The sequence below is a fragment of the Candidatus Pelagadaptatus aseana genome (genome assembly GCF_040362265.1).
GTDB lineage: Bacteria > Pseudomonadota > Gammaproteobacteria > Pseudomonadales > Cellvibrionaceae > Pelagadaptatus > Pelagadaptatus aseana.
Genome location: NZ_BAABNJ010000006.1, coordinates 133,344 through 148,521, shown reverse-complemented (window position 1 = coordinate 148,521; position 15,178 = coordinate 133,344). Strand labels below are relative to the sequence as shown.

Annotated in this window: 13 protein-coding genes and 1 tRNA gene; 10 read left to right on the top strand and 4 right to left on the bottom strand. The window is 54.6% G+C overall.

What is annotated here, in order from left to right; all coding sequences use genetic code 11:
• The first annotated feature begins 19 nt into the window (after positions 1 to 19).
• The 10 genes from ACPXV9_RS10855 (at position 20) to ychF (ending at position 11,252) form a co-directional block, all read left to right on the top strand.
• On the top strand, positions 20 to 1,753 hold the full coding sequence (locus tag ACPXV9_RS10855; RefSeq protein ID WP_423896825.1) for a tetratricopeptide repeat protein: 1,734 nt from the start codon (positions 20 to 22) through the stop codon (positions 1,751 to 1,753).
• On the top strand, positions 1,750 to 2,490 hold the full coding sequence (lolB, locus tag ACPXV9_RS10850) for a lipoprotein insertase outer membrane protein LolB (RefSeq protein WP_423896822.1): 741 nt from the start codon (positions 1,750 to 1,752) through the stop codon (positions 2,488 to 2,490). Before ACPXV9_RS10855 ends, lolB begins: the two co-directional genes overlap by 4 nt.
• A gap of 36 nt (positions 2,491 to 2,526) precedes the next feature.
• The gene (ispE, locus tag ACPXV9_RS10845; RefSeq protein WP_423896820.1) at positions 2,527 to 3,375 is read left to right on the top strand and encodes a 4-(cytidine 5'-diphospho)-2-C-methyl-D-erythritol kinase; all 849 of its coding nucleotides are present in this window, start codon (positions 2,527 to 2,529) and stop codon (positions 3,373 to 3,375) included.
• 6 nt (positions 3,376 to 3,381) lie between these two features.
• Positions 3,382 to 3,456, top strand: a tRNA-Gln gene (locus tag ACPXV9_RS10840).
• A 291-nt stretch (positions 3,457 to 3,747) separates the two neighbouring features.
• Positions 3,748 to 4,692: a ribose-phosphate pyrophosphokinase gene (locus ACPXV9_RS10835; protein WP_423896817.1), complete on the top strand. Its 945-nt coding sequence runs from the start codon at positions 3,748 to 3,750 to the stop codon at positions 4,690 to 4,692.
• A 120-nt stretch (positions 4,693 to 4,812) separates the two neighbouring features.
• Positions 4,813 to 5,454, top strand: a complete 642-nt coding sequence (locus ACPXV9_RS10830; RefSeq protein ID WP_423896815.1) for a 50S ribosomal protein L25/general stress protein Ctc — start codon at positions 4,813 to 4,815, stop codon at positions 5,452 to 5,454.
• A gap of 164 nt (positions 5,455 to 5,618) precedes the next feature.
• Complete coding sequence (pth, locus tag ACPXV9_RS10825; RefSeq protein WP_423896813.1) at positions 5,619 to 6,200, top strand: aminoacyl-tRNA hydrolase; 582 nt, start codon at positions 5,619 to 5,621, stop codon at positions 6,198 to 6,200.
• Positions 6,201 to 6,304: 104 nt separating this feature from the next.
• The gene (locus tag ACPXV9_RS10820; protein WP_423896810.1) at positions 6,305 to 7,036 is read left to right on the top strand and encodes a glutathione peroxidase; all 732 of its coding nucleotides are present in this window, start codon (positions 6,305 to 6,307) and stop codon (positions 7,034 to 7,036) included.
• A gap of 354 nt (positions 7,037 to 7,390) precedes the next feature.
• A complete protein-coding gene (locus ACPXV9_RS10815) occupies positions 7,391 to 9,982 on the top strand; it encodes a TonB-dependent receptor (protein WP_423896808.1) in 2,592 nt (863 codons plus the stop codon).
• A gap of 178 nt (positions 9,983 to 10,160) precedes the next feature.
• Positions 10,161 to 11,252 carry a redox-regulated ATPase YchF gene (gene ychF / locus ACPXV9_RS10810; protein ID WP_423896805.1) on the top strand — a complete coding sequence of 364 codons (1,092 nt, stop codon included), beginning with the start codon at positions 10,161 to 10,163 and terminating at the stop codon, positions 11,250 to 11,252.
• Positions 11,253 to 11,301: 49 nt separating this feature from the next.
• On the opposite strand, the gene ACPXV9_RS10805 is transcribed toward ychF, so the two are convergent.
• The 4 genes from ACPXV9_RS10805 to ACPXV9_RS10790 are packed head-to-tail and all read right to left on the bottom strand — an operon-like array spanning position 11,302 to position 15,065.
• Positions 11,302 to 12,258, bottom strand: coding sequence for an alpha-L-glutamate ligase-like protein (locus ACPXV9_RS10805; protein ID WP_423896802.1), 957 nt, complete (start codon positions 12,256 to 12,258; stop codon positions 11,302 to 11,304).
• Positions 12,259 to 12,278: 20 nt separating this feature from the next.
• On the bottom strand, positions 12,279 to 13,796 hold the full coding sequence (locus ACPXV9_RS10800) for a UUP1 family membrane protein (RefSeq protein WP_423896799.1): 1,518 nt from the start codon (positions 13,794 to 13,796) through the stop codon (positions 12,279 to 12,281).
• A 22-nt stretch (positions 13,797 to 13,818) separates the two neighbouring features.
• The gene (locus ACPXV9_RS10795; RefSeq protein WP_423896797.1) at positions 13,819 to 14,484 is read right to left on the bottom strand and encodes an ATP-dependent zinc protease; all 666 of its coding nucleotides are present in this window, start codon (positions 14,482 to 14,484) and stop codon (positions 13,819 to 13,821) included.
• The gene (locus tag ACPXV9_RS10790; RefSeq protein WP_423896795.1) at positions 14,481 to 15,065 is read right to left on the bottom strand and encodes an ATP-dependent zinc protease; all 585 of its coding nucleotides are present in this window, start codon (positions 15,063 to 15,065) and stop codon (positions 14,481 to 14,483) included. The genes ACPXV9_RS10795 and ACPXV9_RS10790 overlap by 4 nt, the downstream gene beginning before the upstream one ends.
• Between the last annotated feature and the right edge of the window lie 113 nt (positions 15,066 to 15,178).

The following is a 15,178-nucleotide window of genomic DNA, read 5'->3' as shown; positions in this document are numbered from 1 at the left end:
ATATAAATAGAAGACATTAATGAGATCACTGCCCCTGGCCATCAGTCTGGCCACCCTGCTACTGGGAGCCTGTAGTACTCAGGTACAACAGCCACCAGCGCAAGACAGCGTCACCCTTATTGAACCCACTCCAACGCCGGCAGAACCGGCAACCGAGGAGATACCGGCACGCCCCTTTCCAGCCGACACTCTCTACTCGCTGATCGCCGCAGAACTGGCAGGCAGTCGGGAACGCTATGACATTGCCCTGAGCAACTACCTGCAACAGGCTTACAAAACCCGTGACGCCGGGGTCGCGGCAAGAGCCACCCACATTGCCCGCTATCTCAATGCCAAACCAGCCATACTCAATGCCGCTACGCTCTGGGCCGAACTGGCACCCAACGATCTCGAAGCCCGCTTTACCGCCGGCAACGCTCTGGCTCAGGACGGCCGACTGCTGGAAGCGGTGGAGCACGCCATCTACCTGCAGCAACAAAAAGGTACTTCCATTTTCCAGAGCATTGCTGCACTGGCCGCCGAAAGTACCGACACCCAGCGCGAACAACTGCAGGAAAAGTACCGCCAGCTGCTGCAAACCTACCCCGACAACACCGAGCTGCTGGTAGGTCTGGGGTTATTGCATCAACAACAGGGTGAGACGGAAGAAGCTCTGGAATACGCCCAGCAAGCCCTAAAAATAGAGCCCAAACTGATTCCGGCAGCAACTCTGGAAGCTCGGCTGCTTCTGACGCTGGGGCAGACCGACAAAGCCATGATCCGTCTGGAGCAAATGCTGGAAGACCATCCCCGGGATCAACGCCTGCGCCTGCAATACGCACGCCTGCTGGCCGGCATTGATCTCGAAGGGGCGCGCAAACAGTTTGAAATCATGCTGCAGCAGACCCCGCAAGACTCGGAACTGCGCTACAGCCTGGCATTGATCGCAAGGGAGCTGGGCGATACCGAGGGCGCTCGCCAGCACTTTACCGACCTGCTGCAATTTCCGCAGCGACGCTCATCGGCGCATTACTATCTGGGGCGCATCGCCGAGGACAACCAGCAATGGGAAGAGGCTCTTGAACACTACCTGCTGGTAGAACCCGGCCCCGACTTTGTCGCCGCCCTGCTGCACACCACCGACATTCTGGTTAAAGCCAATGAGGAAGCCAAAGCCCACCTGCGACTGAACGCCGTGCGCGCCAAGTTTCCAGATCAGGCCGAACGCCTGTTTCTGCTGGAGGCGGAAGTCCTCACCAACCACCAGCGTCTGCAGGCGGCCGAAATCGTATTGAATCAGGCCATTGAACTGTTTCCCACCAGCACCAAGCTGCTCTACAGCCGCGCCATGCTGCACGAGCAACGGGGCAGTCTCGAAGGGCTGGAAAAGGATCTGCGCACCGTACTGAAATACGATCCCAACAACGCCACAGCACTCAACGCCCTCGGTTATACCCTGGTGGATCGCACCGATCGCATTGAGGAAGCGGAAATCCTGATTACCAAAGCCATTCAAATTCGCCCGGATGACGCAGCCATCATTGACAGCATGGGCTGGCTGCATTTCAAACAGGGCAATCTGGAACAAGCGCTGGTAAGATTGCGTCAGGCCATGAACCTGATGCCGGATCATGAAATAGCCGCACACCTTGGCGAAGTACTCTGGCTTATGGGGGATAAAGATCAGGCCGAAAGTATCTGGCAGCGAGGCCTGAAGCTGACCCCTGACAGCAGCATCATCACTGAAACCATGGACCGCCTGAAAGCACAATGAAGTACCCCCTACGGGCGCCAGCCCTCAAGTTTATCGCCGTGTGCCTGACGCTGGTCGGGCTGATCGGCTGCAGCAGTCAACCGAAAACCATACCGCCGGCACCAGTCCACGAGCCGGCGAGCCAGTCGTCGGCCAAAACCACCAGCAGCCCCCAATCCAAAACCCAAAGCCGCCCACCAAAAACCGAATTTCAGCGCCCGGCCATTGAAAAACAGGCGCCAGTCGACACCGCCACCGGAGACTATCAAACCATTCTGGCCAGCATCCGCCATTGGCAGGTACAGGGCAAGCTTGGCATCCGCCTGCCCGACAACTCCGGCAGCCTGTATTACAACTGGATGCAGGAACCCCACCGCTACGCCATTCATTTAAGTGGGCCGCTGGGACAGGGCGCCACCTGGATTCGCGGCAACGACTCTCAGGTCAGCATTACCAGCGGAGACAAACTGCCTGTATTTGCAGACACCCCCGAACAACTGATGCAGGAAACCCTGGGCTGGAGTCTGCCGGTGGAGGAACTCTACTACTGGGGACGTGGTTTGGTATCACCGGAGTCTCCCGTGACAACGCAAGAGCGTGATCGGGATGGGCGTCTGGTGTCGCTGCAGCAATCGGGCTGGCAAGTCAGCTATCAGCGTTATAAATCCTTTTCTGGCTGGATGTTGCCGCAAAAGATGATCGCCGAACGCCGAGGCATTCGCCTGACCCTTATCATGAAAAACTGGAAGATCTACTGATCGGTAACCTGCCGGAATACCCTGACCGCCTTATATATGAACAACACTCTGACCCTGAGCGCCCCCGCCAAACTCAACCTGTTTTTGCACATCACCGGCCGCCGAGCCGATGGCTACCACAACCTGCAAACCCTGTTTCAGCTGCTTGATCACGGCGACCAATTGACGTTTTGCTGCACCGACACCCCTGATATCACCCTGTCACCCGACATTGAAGGGGTCGCCGCCGAAGACAATCTGATTGTTCGCGCCGCCCGCCTGCTGCAACGCCACAGCCAGACAAAACTGGGGGCACACATTGAACTGGACAAGCAACTGCCCATGGGCGGCGGCATCGGTGGCGGCAGCAGTGATGCCGCCACCACCCTGCTGGCCCTCAATGCCCTGTGGCAACTCAATCTACCACTGCCTGTACTGGCCGAATTGGGCGCTTCACTGGGCGCCGATGTACCCGTCTTTATCCACGGGCAAACGGCCTGGGCCGAGGGCATCGGTGAACAGCTGACACCGGTGGAACTGCCAGAAAAATACTATCTGGTGCTGACCCCCGATTGCCATGTATCCACCGTGGAAATTTTTTCACATAAAGATTTGACAAGAGACACCTCCGCCATTACAGTAGCGGCCTTTCTTGAGCAGGGCGGCCAAAATGACTGCCAACCACTGGTAAAAAAACTTTACCCAGAGGTTGCTAAGGCACTGAATTGGTTAGTAAAATTCGCCCCCGCCAAGATGACCGGAACAGGTGCTTGTGTATTCGCCGAGTTCGAATCACGAGAACAGGCCGAAGCAATTCTGGAGCAGGCTCCAGAAGATCTGAAAGGCTTTGTGGCCAAGGGAGTCAATCTCTCACCAGCCCACCAACAATTGTCCGGTACAGTTTGACACCACTGGGGTGTAGCCAAGCGGTAAGGCAGCGGGTTTTGATCCCGTCATGCGAAGGTTCGAATCCTTCCACCCCAGCCATATTCCTTTAGCAAGTTTCCCAAACTTGATGCTCCGGCGAGAGAGTAGGCTTTCTTAACAGAAGGATAAGAACCTTCACAGAAGGTTCGACAAAATTGCCAGGAGCAATTTTAGATTCGCGAAGCGAACCCGAAGGGCGAGGCCCGGACGGCCGAGTCAATCCTTCCACCTTCTCTCAGCAACTGCGTTCATTAAATACGCAGTGCATTCAAGCGCGAAGCTTCTATATTAAGAGTCTGACTTTGAACTCTTGATAGCAAGAATTTGTGAACAAACCAGAAGGTACATCACGTGGCTGACTTAATGGTCTTTACCGGGAACGCAAACCCGAAACTGGCACAGCAAATCGTTGATCGCTTGGGCATCCCGATGGGCGATGCCACCGTAAGCCAATTTTCAGACGGCGAAGTGGCCGTTGAGCTGAACGAGAACGTTCGCGGTCGTGACGTTTTCGTTGTGCAGTCCACCTGCGCACCGACCAACGACAACCTGATGGAACTGATTGTGATGGTCGACGCCCTGCGTCGCGCCTCTGCCGGCCGCATCACCGCGGTTGTTCCCTACTTTGGTTACGCCCGTCAGGATCGCCGTGTTCGTTCTGCCCGGGTACCCATTACCGCCAAAGTAGTTGCCGACATGATGGTCGCCGTGGGCATCGACCGCGTACTGACTGTTGACTTGCACGCCGAGCAGATCCAGGGCTTCTTTGATGTACCTGTTGATAACGTTTACGGTTCTCCGGTACTGCTGGACGACATTCGCGCCCAGAAATACGAAGACCTGATCGTGGTCTCCCCGGATATCGGCGGCGTGGTTCGCGCGCGTGCACTGGCCAAACAACTGGGTGTTGATCTGGCGATCATCGATAAACGTCGCCCGAAAGCCAATGTGGCCGAGATCATGAACCTGATCGGTGACGTTGACGGTCGCACCTGTATCCTGATCGACGATATGGTCGATACCGCCGGCACCCTGTGTGGTGCAGCCAACGCACTGAAAGACTTCGGTGCCAAACAAGTGGTTGCCTACTGTACCCACCCGGTACTGTCTGGCAAGGCACTGAGCAATATTGAAAATTCGGTTCTGGACGAACTGGTGGTAGCGGACTCCATTCCATTGAGCGAAGAGCTGCAAAACTGTGGTAAGATCCGCCAGCTGACCCTGTCAGTGATGCTCGCCGAGGCCATGCGCCGTCTGAGCAACGAAGAATCCCTGAGCGCGATGTTTGATCAATAACACATCGCACTCGGCAACACCTTGAGCCCACAAGCTTTTACAGTTGTGGGCTCAAGTTTTTAAAACCCTGTCGTCGTTTCTGGTCGCGGAACCCGACAGTTTAATTTTGAGGAAAGACTCATGTCTGAAGATTTTGTATTGAATGCAGAAGCCCGTGAAGACCAAGGGAAAGGTGCGAGCCGCCGCCTGCGTCGTCTTAACGGCCAAGTTCCAGCCATCGTTTACGGCGGCAAGAAAAAGCCAGCCAACATCCAGATCCCCCACAAAGATCTGATTAAGCAACTGGAAAACGAAGCGTTTTACTCTCACATCATCACCATCAACATCGGTGACAAGAGCGAAGACGTTATCCTGAAGGACCTGCAGCGTCACCCGGCCAAAGCTGAAATCATGCACGCTGACTTCCTGCGAGTTTCCAAGACCAAGAAACTGCAGACCAAGGTACCTTTGCACTTCATCAACGAAGATTCCTGTAAAGGTGTTAAGCTGCAGGGCGGTAAGGTTTCCCACAACGCTACCGAACTGGAAATCAGCTGTCTGCCAGCCAACCTGCCTGAGTTCATCGAAGTGGATCTGGCCGATGCCGAAGTTGGCACCATCATCCACATCTCCGACCTGAAACTGCCAAAAGGCGTTGAGTCTGTTGAGCTGTCTCACGGCGCGGATCACGATCAGGCCATCGCCAGCATTGCCAAGCCCAAGGGCGCCGCTGCTGACGAAGAAGCCAGCGAAGGTGGTGAAGGCGAGGAAGCTGCTGAGTAATTTATTGTTCTCAGTAACCCAGAGAACGGCCGGTAAGTCTGACTTCCCGGCCGTTTTTGTTTCTTCCAATCAACAACACTGCAAACCATGTCATCCTGAGCAAAGCGAAGGATCTCTTCCAAGGAGATCCCTCACATACGTTCGGGATGACATGACCAAAGATTATGAACACACCGATAAAATTGATCGTAGGTCTGGGCAACCCCGGCACCGAATACCAGAACACCCGGCATAACGCCGGCGAAGATTTTGTTCGCGAAGTGGCCCGCGCCTATGGCGCCACCCTGGCGCCGGAGAAAAAATACTTTGGTCACTACGCCAAAGCCCTGATCGACAATCGCCCGGTACACCTGCTGGTGCCCACCACTTTTATGAATCGCAGCGGCCAAGCCGTCGGTGCACTGGCCAATTTCTTCAAAATTGAGCCCGAAGCCATTCTGGTGGCCCACGACGAACTGGATATGGAGCCCGGTATCGCCCGCTTTAAACTGGGTGGCGGCCACGGTGGCCACAACGGCCTGCGCGATATTATTTCCAGTCTGGGTAACAGCAAGGATTTTGCCCGGCTGCGACTCGGCATTGGCCACCCCGGCAACGCCAAACAGGTATCGGGCTATGTGCTGAAGAAAGCCCCCAAGGCCGATCAACAACTGATTGAAGACAGCATTCACAACGCTCTGCGCCACCTGCCGCTGGCGATCAAAGGGGAATGGAACGCCGCGATGAAAGAACTCCACACCAATTAATCTATTTTTCAGATCAATAAAATCAATTTATATAAATTTATCAATCAAGAATCTCTGCCTATACTGTTTCCAACTTAAGCAAACAACCCAACTGGAGACACATCATGTTAGAGAATCGCGAAGGCCAGAAAGTACCTCAGGTTACCTTCCCCACCCGTCAGGGCAACGACTGGGTAAACGTCACCACCGACGACCTGTTCGCCGGCAAGAAGGTTATTTTGTTCGCCCTGCCCGGCGCCTTTACCCCAACCTGTTCCTCTACCCACCTGCCTCGCTTCAACGAGCTGGCTCCGGTATTCGCCAAAGAGGGTGTGGACAGCATCATCTGCCTGTCGGTTAACGACACCTTTGTGATGAACGCCTGGCAGGAAGATCAGGACGCGGAAAACATCACCTTTCTACCTGATGGCAACGGCGACTTCAGCCGCGGCATGGGCATGCTGGTAGAGAAAAACGATCTGGGCTTCGGCGATCGCTCCTGGCGCTACTCCATGCTGGTGAACGACGGCGTGATCGAGAAACAGTTCATCGAGCCGGATGTTCCAGGCGACCCGTTCCAGGTCTCCGATGCCGACACCATGCTCAACTACATCAATGCCAACGCCGAGCTGCCCAAGCGCATCTCCATGCTGACCAAACCGGGCTGCCCGCACTGCACCCGCGCCAAGCAGGCTCTGGATGGCAAAGGCCTGAAATACGAAGTGATTGAGCTGGGCAGCCACGGCATCAGCTACAGCTCGCTGACCGCCATCAGCGGTGCCGGCACCACCCCACAGGTATTCGTGGACGGCCAGTGCATTGGCGGCGCCGATGAGCTGGAAGCCTGGTTAAAGTGATGGCTTGAAGTTGCAGTCGTCATCCCGAGCGCATGTGAGGGATCTCTTGGAGATTCTTCGCATTCGCTCAGAATGACAATCGACCAAGGCCGAAACAGCAACGCTGCTTCGGCCTTTTTTGTGACCTTCAGTTTGTGACCATCCAGCCACCTAACGAATTGTTTAAATTCGTCATAACCCCCAATGAAACTGCTGACGAATTTCTAAAATCAGTAAGATTTGCCACCCCTCTCCCTCAAAAATAGCCTCAGGAAAACCTCATTTACAACAATAACCGGTTATTCCTGGTCATCACGAAAATAAAACAACAACCCATCGTGTCGGCCTGAAAACAATAATTGAGAGGAAGACTCCATGAACAACCCAAGACAGGGCAAGACGCCCTTTCTCCAAACTCTGGGACGCCTGCCACTGGCCATGGCCATCGCTATGGCAACCAGTCAGGTGACTCTGGCACAATCATCCGGGCACAGCCTGACTCTGGAAGAAGTGGTGGTAACCGCCCAGAAGCGTGAACAGAACTCGATGGATGTGCCCATCGCCGTAGACACCTTCTCCACCCAGAATATGGAAAATACCGGCGCTCTGGTACTGGAAGACATGGATGACTATGTACCGGGATTTGAGGTCAGCGGTGGTGCCACCCAGTCCACCCTATCGATTCGTGGCGTCAGCAGCTCCAATATCAGCTCCGGCGGCGACCCTTCAGTGGCCACCTTCTTTGACGGCGTCTACATCCCCAGCACCGCAACCACCATTGCCTTTTCCGATATGGCGCGAGTGGAAGTCCTGAAAGGTCCGCAGGGCACCTTGTCGGGTAAAAATGCCGCAGTCGGCAGCGTTAACATGGTACCCAATGGCCCAAGTCTGGAAGGCGATGAAGGCTTTATCAAACTGAAAGCCGGCAACTACGACTTTATGCGCTGGGAAGGTATGTTCAACACAGTGCTGTCCGAGGATGTCGCTCTGCGGGTCAATTTGCTGACCAACCAGCGCGACAGTTATCTGGACAACGGTTCAGCGGTCGGTGAAGAGCTCGACACCCAGGACAACATCACTGCCCGGGTGGCCGTATTGTGGAACATTTCCGATGTAACAGACCTGACTGTCAGCGCCGATTACGACAAGACCGACAATGGCGCGCAATCCAGTAACGGCTATGTTTACGCCACCGACACCTGGGTAGCTGACCCGTTTTCAGACGATGCCAGTAATGATGTGGTGGGCTCAGAAGAAACCCGCGACATGTACTCCGTCGGATTCAAACTCAACCACGAACTCAATGACAACTGGGCGATGAGCTGGTGGGCCAATTACCGCGATCTGGACACCACCAATCTGGACGATCAGGACGGCACTGGCATTACCTCGGCCTACCTGCACACTGACAACATTGAATCCAATGAGATCTTCTACACCGAACTGCAATTCAACTACGAAGGCGATGGGATCAGTTTTGTCGGGGGTATGAATTACTCCACCGAAGACAAAACCCAAACCACTACCATTGTCACAACCACCGAGACCGCTGCCGCACTGGCCACACAGGTTGCCAATGGTTTCCTGATCGATTCTGGCCTAAATGCACTGATCCCCGGTGACGGCCAACTCGATAGTATTTGGTCGACCTCAGACTGGAACGATTTTGTTGGCGCCCTGATAGCGGGCACCGCTTACGCGGGCCCCGCCGACGGCAGCCCGGCGGATTACCAGGCGGCTTTGGCACAGATCATCGGTGCCGCGGGTGGTCTGGGAGCAGGCCTCGCACCCTATGAAAGTGTTCTGGCTGCCACCTGGGCACACCCTTCCGCCGCAGGCGGCTTCTGGAATGAGCAAGTGGATAATACCGCCGACTTCACCAGTTGGGGCATCTACGGCGACATCGACTTTACCATCACCGATCGCCTCAATCTGATCTTTGGCCTGCGCTATAGCGAAGATGAAAAAGACTTTAGTTGGTTCAGCCCTCTGGCACCTCAGGCCACCATTCTGAATGCCGAGCGTGAAGCCATTCTCGGTGCCGGCGCCGTAGGCACCGTGGTACCAAACGCCACCAACATCCTGTCGCCTCTGAGTCAGGGCAGCACCGTGGTCACCGACACCAAAGTCAGCGCTTCCGACAAATGGAGCAAAACCACCGGTCGCGCCGTCGCCCAATACCAGCTGACCGATGAATTAATGACGTTCCTCAGCTACTCCACCGGTTACAAATCCGGCGGCTTTGACAGTCTGGATCTGGATACCGCCACCGACTCCATCGATCCGGAGGAAGTGGAGAACATCGAAATCGGCATCAAGGGTGACCTGCTCGACGGCAAGTTACGCATGCAGTTGAGCTATTTCGACATGGAAGTGGAAGGCAAGCAGCGCTCGGTCACCTCTTACGACCCAACCTACCCCGGTATCGCCGGTGTGCCACAGATTGTCAGCAGTGACGATGCATTCGACGGCTGGGAACTGAGCCTTAACTGGCTGCCAACCGATAACCTGATGTTGGGCTTGATCACCACCCAGCGCGACAGTGAGAGCACGTCCGAATCCTACTTCGACGCTCAGGGCAATCCCCAGGGCGGCACCACAGAAAAAGGGGAAACGCTGGATGCCTACACCCTGACTCTGGACTGGACCCCGGAAATCCCGGTGGGCTCGCTGCATGTGCACATGGATTACATCTTCAACGAGCAGGACCTGCAAAACGAAGACAACTATCAGGTCGGCATGGAAAGCGGCATTGAGAACTTTGGTGATGACAAGGAAATTCTCAACGCCCGGATTGCCTGGTACAGCGATGATGACAAGTACGAACTGGCCCTGTGGGGTAAAAACCTGCTGGACAACCAGTACACCGGCGTCCCCGGTGGTTATGCGGCCGGTGAGTTCGGTATTGGTCTGACCACCATTTCCGAACCACTGACCTGGGGTATGGATGCGCGCTATAACTTCTAACGCCAATAGTGTCATCCTGAGCATTAGCGAAGGATCTCCATAAGATCCCTCACATTTGTTCGGGGTAACAATTAAGAAGGGCCTAAGTCACTTTGTACTCAGGCCCTTTTTTACTGTTTTGCTCACGCCCCTTTCCCTGTAAAATCGCCTCCTTTGAAAATCCAATACGAGAATCACCATGGGCTTTAACTGCGGCATCGTCGGCCTGCCAAACGTAGGCAAATCCACCCTGTTTAACGCACTGACCCAAGCGGGCATCGGTGCCGAGAACTTCCCTTTCTGTACCATTGAGCCCAACGCCGGTGTGGTACCCGTGCCCGATCCCCGTCAGGATAAGCTGGCTGAAATCGTCAAACCGGAAAAAACCATTGCCACCACTATGGAATTTGTCGACATCGCCGGTCTGGTAGCCGGTGCCTCCAAGGGTGAAGGTCTGGGCAATAAGTTTTTGGCCAACATTCGTGAAACCGATGCCATTGCCCACGTGGTGCGCTGCTTTGATGACGCCAATGTGGTGCACGTAGAGGGCAAGATCAACCCTGCCGCGGACATCGATGTGATCAATACCGAATTGGCACTGGCCGATCTGGAGACCTGTGAAAAAGCCCTGCAGCGTTTTACCAAAGCCGCCAAGGGACAGGACAAGCACGCCATCAAGATGAAAGCCCTGATGGAAAAAATTCTGCCGCATCTGAACGAAGCCCAGCCACTGCGCAGCTTTGAGCTGAATGACGACGAACTGAAAGCCTTGAAAGAGCTGTCACTGCTGACGCTGAAGCCCACCATGTACATCGCCAACGTCGATGAAGACGGCTTTGAAGACAACGAGCATCTCGACACCGTGCGCGCAATTGCTGCCAATGAAAACGCCGTGGTAGTGCCCATCTGCAACAAGTTGGAAGCGGAAATCGCCGAGCTGGATGATGAAGAGAAAACCGAGTTTCTGGCGGATCTGGGTATGGACGAGCCGGGTCTGAATCGCGTGATTCGCTCTGGCTACGAATTGCTGAATCTGCACACCTACTTCACCGCCGGCGTTAAAGAAGTTCGCGCCTGGACCATCCCTGTGGGCGCCACCGCACCTCAGGCAGCCGGCAAAATCCACACCGACTTTGAAAAAGGTTTTATCCGCGCCGAAGTGGTTGGCTACGACGACTACGTTGAGAACAATGGTGAAGCCGGCGCCAAGGATGCCGGCAAGTGGCGTCTGGAAGGCAAGGACTACGTGGTTGCTGACGGCGACGTTATCCACTTCCGCTTTAACGTCTAAGCGCGCCCTTTATCCCCTGCTGTAAGTACCCCTGTAAGCTGGATACCGCTTACAGGGGTGCAATCACCTCCATCGAATACCTGACTCGCTCTTCTGCACTGCGATCCGGGTGCAGCCTGGACTGCTCTTCAGCCAGCGCCAGCCTCGGCTCCAGACCCCGACCATTGGCCACCTGAATCGCCAACCCCGGGCGGGCATTGAGCTCCAGCAACAGCGGCCCCAGATTTTTGTCCAGCACAATATCAGCCCCCATATAGCCAAGGCCGGTGGTATCAAAGCCCTGTACCGATAAGGTCAGCAACTCTTGCCAAAGAGGCACCTTCAACTCTTTCAGTGCCTTACCGGTATCGGGATGCTGCTCGATCGGCCGGGCATTCATCACCGCATTCAAGGCGTGACCGGTGGCAATATCGATCCCGACCCCCACGGCACCCTGATGCAAATTGGCCTTGCCATCGGAGGCGTGGGTTGACAGTCGGGTCATGGCCATCACCGGATAACCCTTGTAGATAATCACCCGAATATCGGGTACACCTTCAAAACTGAAACCGTCGAAGTCGTCGGTAAACACCACCAGATCTTCAATTACAGCAACATCCGGTTTACCACCCAGACTGTAAAGACCGCTGAGGGTATTGGATACGTGGCGCTTGACTTCCGATAGCGTGACCTTGGCCCCACTGGGCTTGAGAAAATCTTCGCCATCGCGCCCGGTAATCACCAGAATGCCTTTGCCACCACTGCCTTTGGCCGGTTTGATGACAAACTGCGGAATATCTGCGAGAAACCCTTCGAGTTCATTAACATTGCTCTGGACCTTACACACCCCCAGCAATTTGGGCATGGCCAGATTGTGCTGACGACACAGCTCTTTGGTTTTCAGTTTGTCATCCACCAACGGATAGAGATGACGGGGATTATTCTGCGCAATGTACTTCACGTTGCGCTTATTCATACCGACGATGCCCAGTTCGCGAAGTTTTTTGGGGCTGGCTAATCCAAACATAATGTTTCTGTTAACCTCCCTTACAGCTTCTGCATGGGCTCAAAGCGGCGCAAATCCGACAGCCGGTAACCGCTGTAGCTACCAATGGCGATGATCACGGCCAGCAGGATGAGCAGCATTTCAGGGTAGAGGAATACGGTATCGGCAATCACCTCATTACTCATCACCAGATAGGCCAGCACCGCGGTCAGCAGGCTGCCGCCACACTGAATCATTACCTCTTTACCGCCCTCTTCGTCCCACAGAATCGACATCCGCTCGATAGTCCACGACAGAATAATCATCGGGAAGAACGTCACCTGCATGCCCCACTCAATGCCCAGTTTATGGCTGGTCACACCAATGGCCGCATAGATAATAATGACAAACACCAGCACCGAGGCAATCCTGGGCACCAACAGCAAATTGAGATTGCTCATATAGGAGCGCATGATCAGCCCGACGCCGACTACAATCACAAACAGCGCCAAACCGGCCAGCAGGCTGGTTTGCAAAAACACCATGGCAATCAGGATTGGCATAAAGGTTCCGGAAGTCCGGATTCCCACCAGATTGCGCAATACCACAACCACCAGAGCCCCCAGAGGAATCAGCAGCAGCAATTTAAAATCGTTCTGTTCAGCCAACGGCAGACTGTAGATGGAGAAGTCGACAAACAGGCTGCTGTCCTGTGCCGCAGAATCCACGGCGGCCTTAAACGTTGGACGCTGCTGTTTCAGACTGGAAAAAGAGAACTCCGAATCTGAACCACCGTAAACTTCGATCAACGGCTCGGTGGAGTGTTGCATAATGATCACCTGCTGCCAGGAAATCTGCTCTTCCTCACGCGGGTCAAACAGCAGCCACTGTTTATCATCAAACACTTCAAGAAAGAATACCGCAGACTGTTTGCGCTTCTTGTCCGCCAGAAAAATACCGCGCCCCATGCGGGCTGGAATGTCCTGCATAGCCAGCAAGGAAACCGCCAGTGCCATCTGCTCCGAGCGTTCGCCACGATCCTGTAACAGCACCGCCATATTGTCATTGGCCCGGCTGTTGATGTCTGCCAGTACCTGTTTAACCTGGCCATCCAAATCCAGGGTTTGCTGCTGCAGGTTTTCCACATAGCGATTGGCCGCTTCAGCCTGAACGCCCACAAAATCCGGCTGTTCCAAGGTCGGCACATCACCGGTGATCTGCGGCTCATCTACAAAATAGGTTTGCACGCGCAGATACAGGGTTTGCGGCCCCTCGGCATCCTCACTGCTCCAGAAACCGTAGCGGGCACCGTCCTCTTCTATTTCTTTGTAGTCAAAGCCGGGGGACACATTCTTGGAAAACGAAATTTTTCGCGCCGGATTAGGGTCGGGTAAATTGACCTTGACCGACACCGGGCCGCCATCGGCTTCAAACTGTAATTTGGCCTCCAGATCCCAAACGGTTTCGGTCTGGTTTGCCAGCAGCGGAAAACCCAGCACCTTGTGCTTGTAGACCACGGCACTGACACCAAGACCAACCAGCAGCAACACCAGATAGGTTATTTGTTTACGTGAATTCAACGTTTCTCTCCTTGAATTTGAATTACTGAGCCGAACCGGATACGACTGGCGCTTTGAGTTTCAAAAACTTTTTACTGACGTCCACCACGGCAGCGCCATCGAGGAAGTTGCGCCCGATCAGCACGGGAAATTCAAACTGCTCACGGTCTGCCAGAGTCACTTCGGCAGTCTGAGCAATATCGCCCATGGTGAGATCCAGGCTGACCACCAACCGCTCCAGTGGCTCGGCGTTATGGCGCTTGATTTTGGCAATGCGCACCAGAGGCCGCTTCATTTCAATCATCTTGCCGGTCTCGCGGTCTTTTACCGCAAAAGAAACCCAGGGCTTGCCGTCACGTTCAAATCGCTGGGTGGCAATCACGCCAATCGAGGTAGTCTGAGCGCCGGTATCGATGCGGGCCTTCTGTCGCAATCCTTCGGGCATCACACTGACCCACTCCACCTCACCAATCACATTGCGACCATCCACCGGCGGGCACTGGGTCTGAATGATCACCATTTTCGGTGCCACCGGCTCAACCGGCTCTATCGCAGGTGCACACAGTTCCGACGGCTCCTGAATCTCAGGCGTTTCAGCGACCTCTGCCGGCTCATCAGGCTTACCGGAAAAAGTCCCGCAAGCTGTCAAAACCAACAGCAGACCACTAATGGCCAATCTTTTACCCCAGACACTTACCGTCGTACTCATTGAATCACTCCCTCTGATTGCGATACATCCACTACAAAATCACCGTCCAGCCAATTGCGGCCAATTAGAAGTTTATAGCTCATTGCCGAGCGGTCGCGAAGGTTTACCTTCACTTTCTTGGTGACCCCCTGCCATTCCAGAGCCAGCTCCACCACATAGCGATCTTCCGTGCCCTGAGCATTTCTGACACTGGAAACATCCAGCACCTTGGTCTCATAGGAGGCCGACTGGTTGTATTCATTGACGGTCACAAAACGAATATTGCGGCCGATATGCTCCGATTTTCGCTCGCCTTCCTGTAGGGGTTCACCGCTGATTTCATAGTCAACTACATGCAATGAGGTCACCCGGGCACCAGTATCAATTCTCGACAGATAGCTGAGCCCAACGTCAGGCAAGGCAATCACGGCGGTTTCACCCACCGTCTGCATTTGTGCCGGCTTATGACTGGCCACCTGATTAAATGTGATCAGGCCACCAATAACCATGCCCACCAGGCCAATAATCAGCGCCATACCCGGCTTGACCCGGGCCGAGTGTTTTCCCATTTCGCTTTTTTCAATCAACTTTGATCCGCTCACGCCGCACCTCCTCATTGTGTTGTTCACAGGAATTTGTACGGATAATTTCACGGACCGATTGAAATAACCATGTGTCAAATCCCCGGGAACGGCTTTCGCCCACATGCCTTATA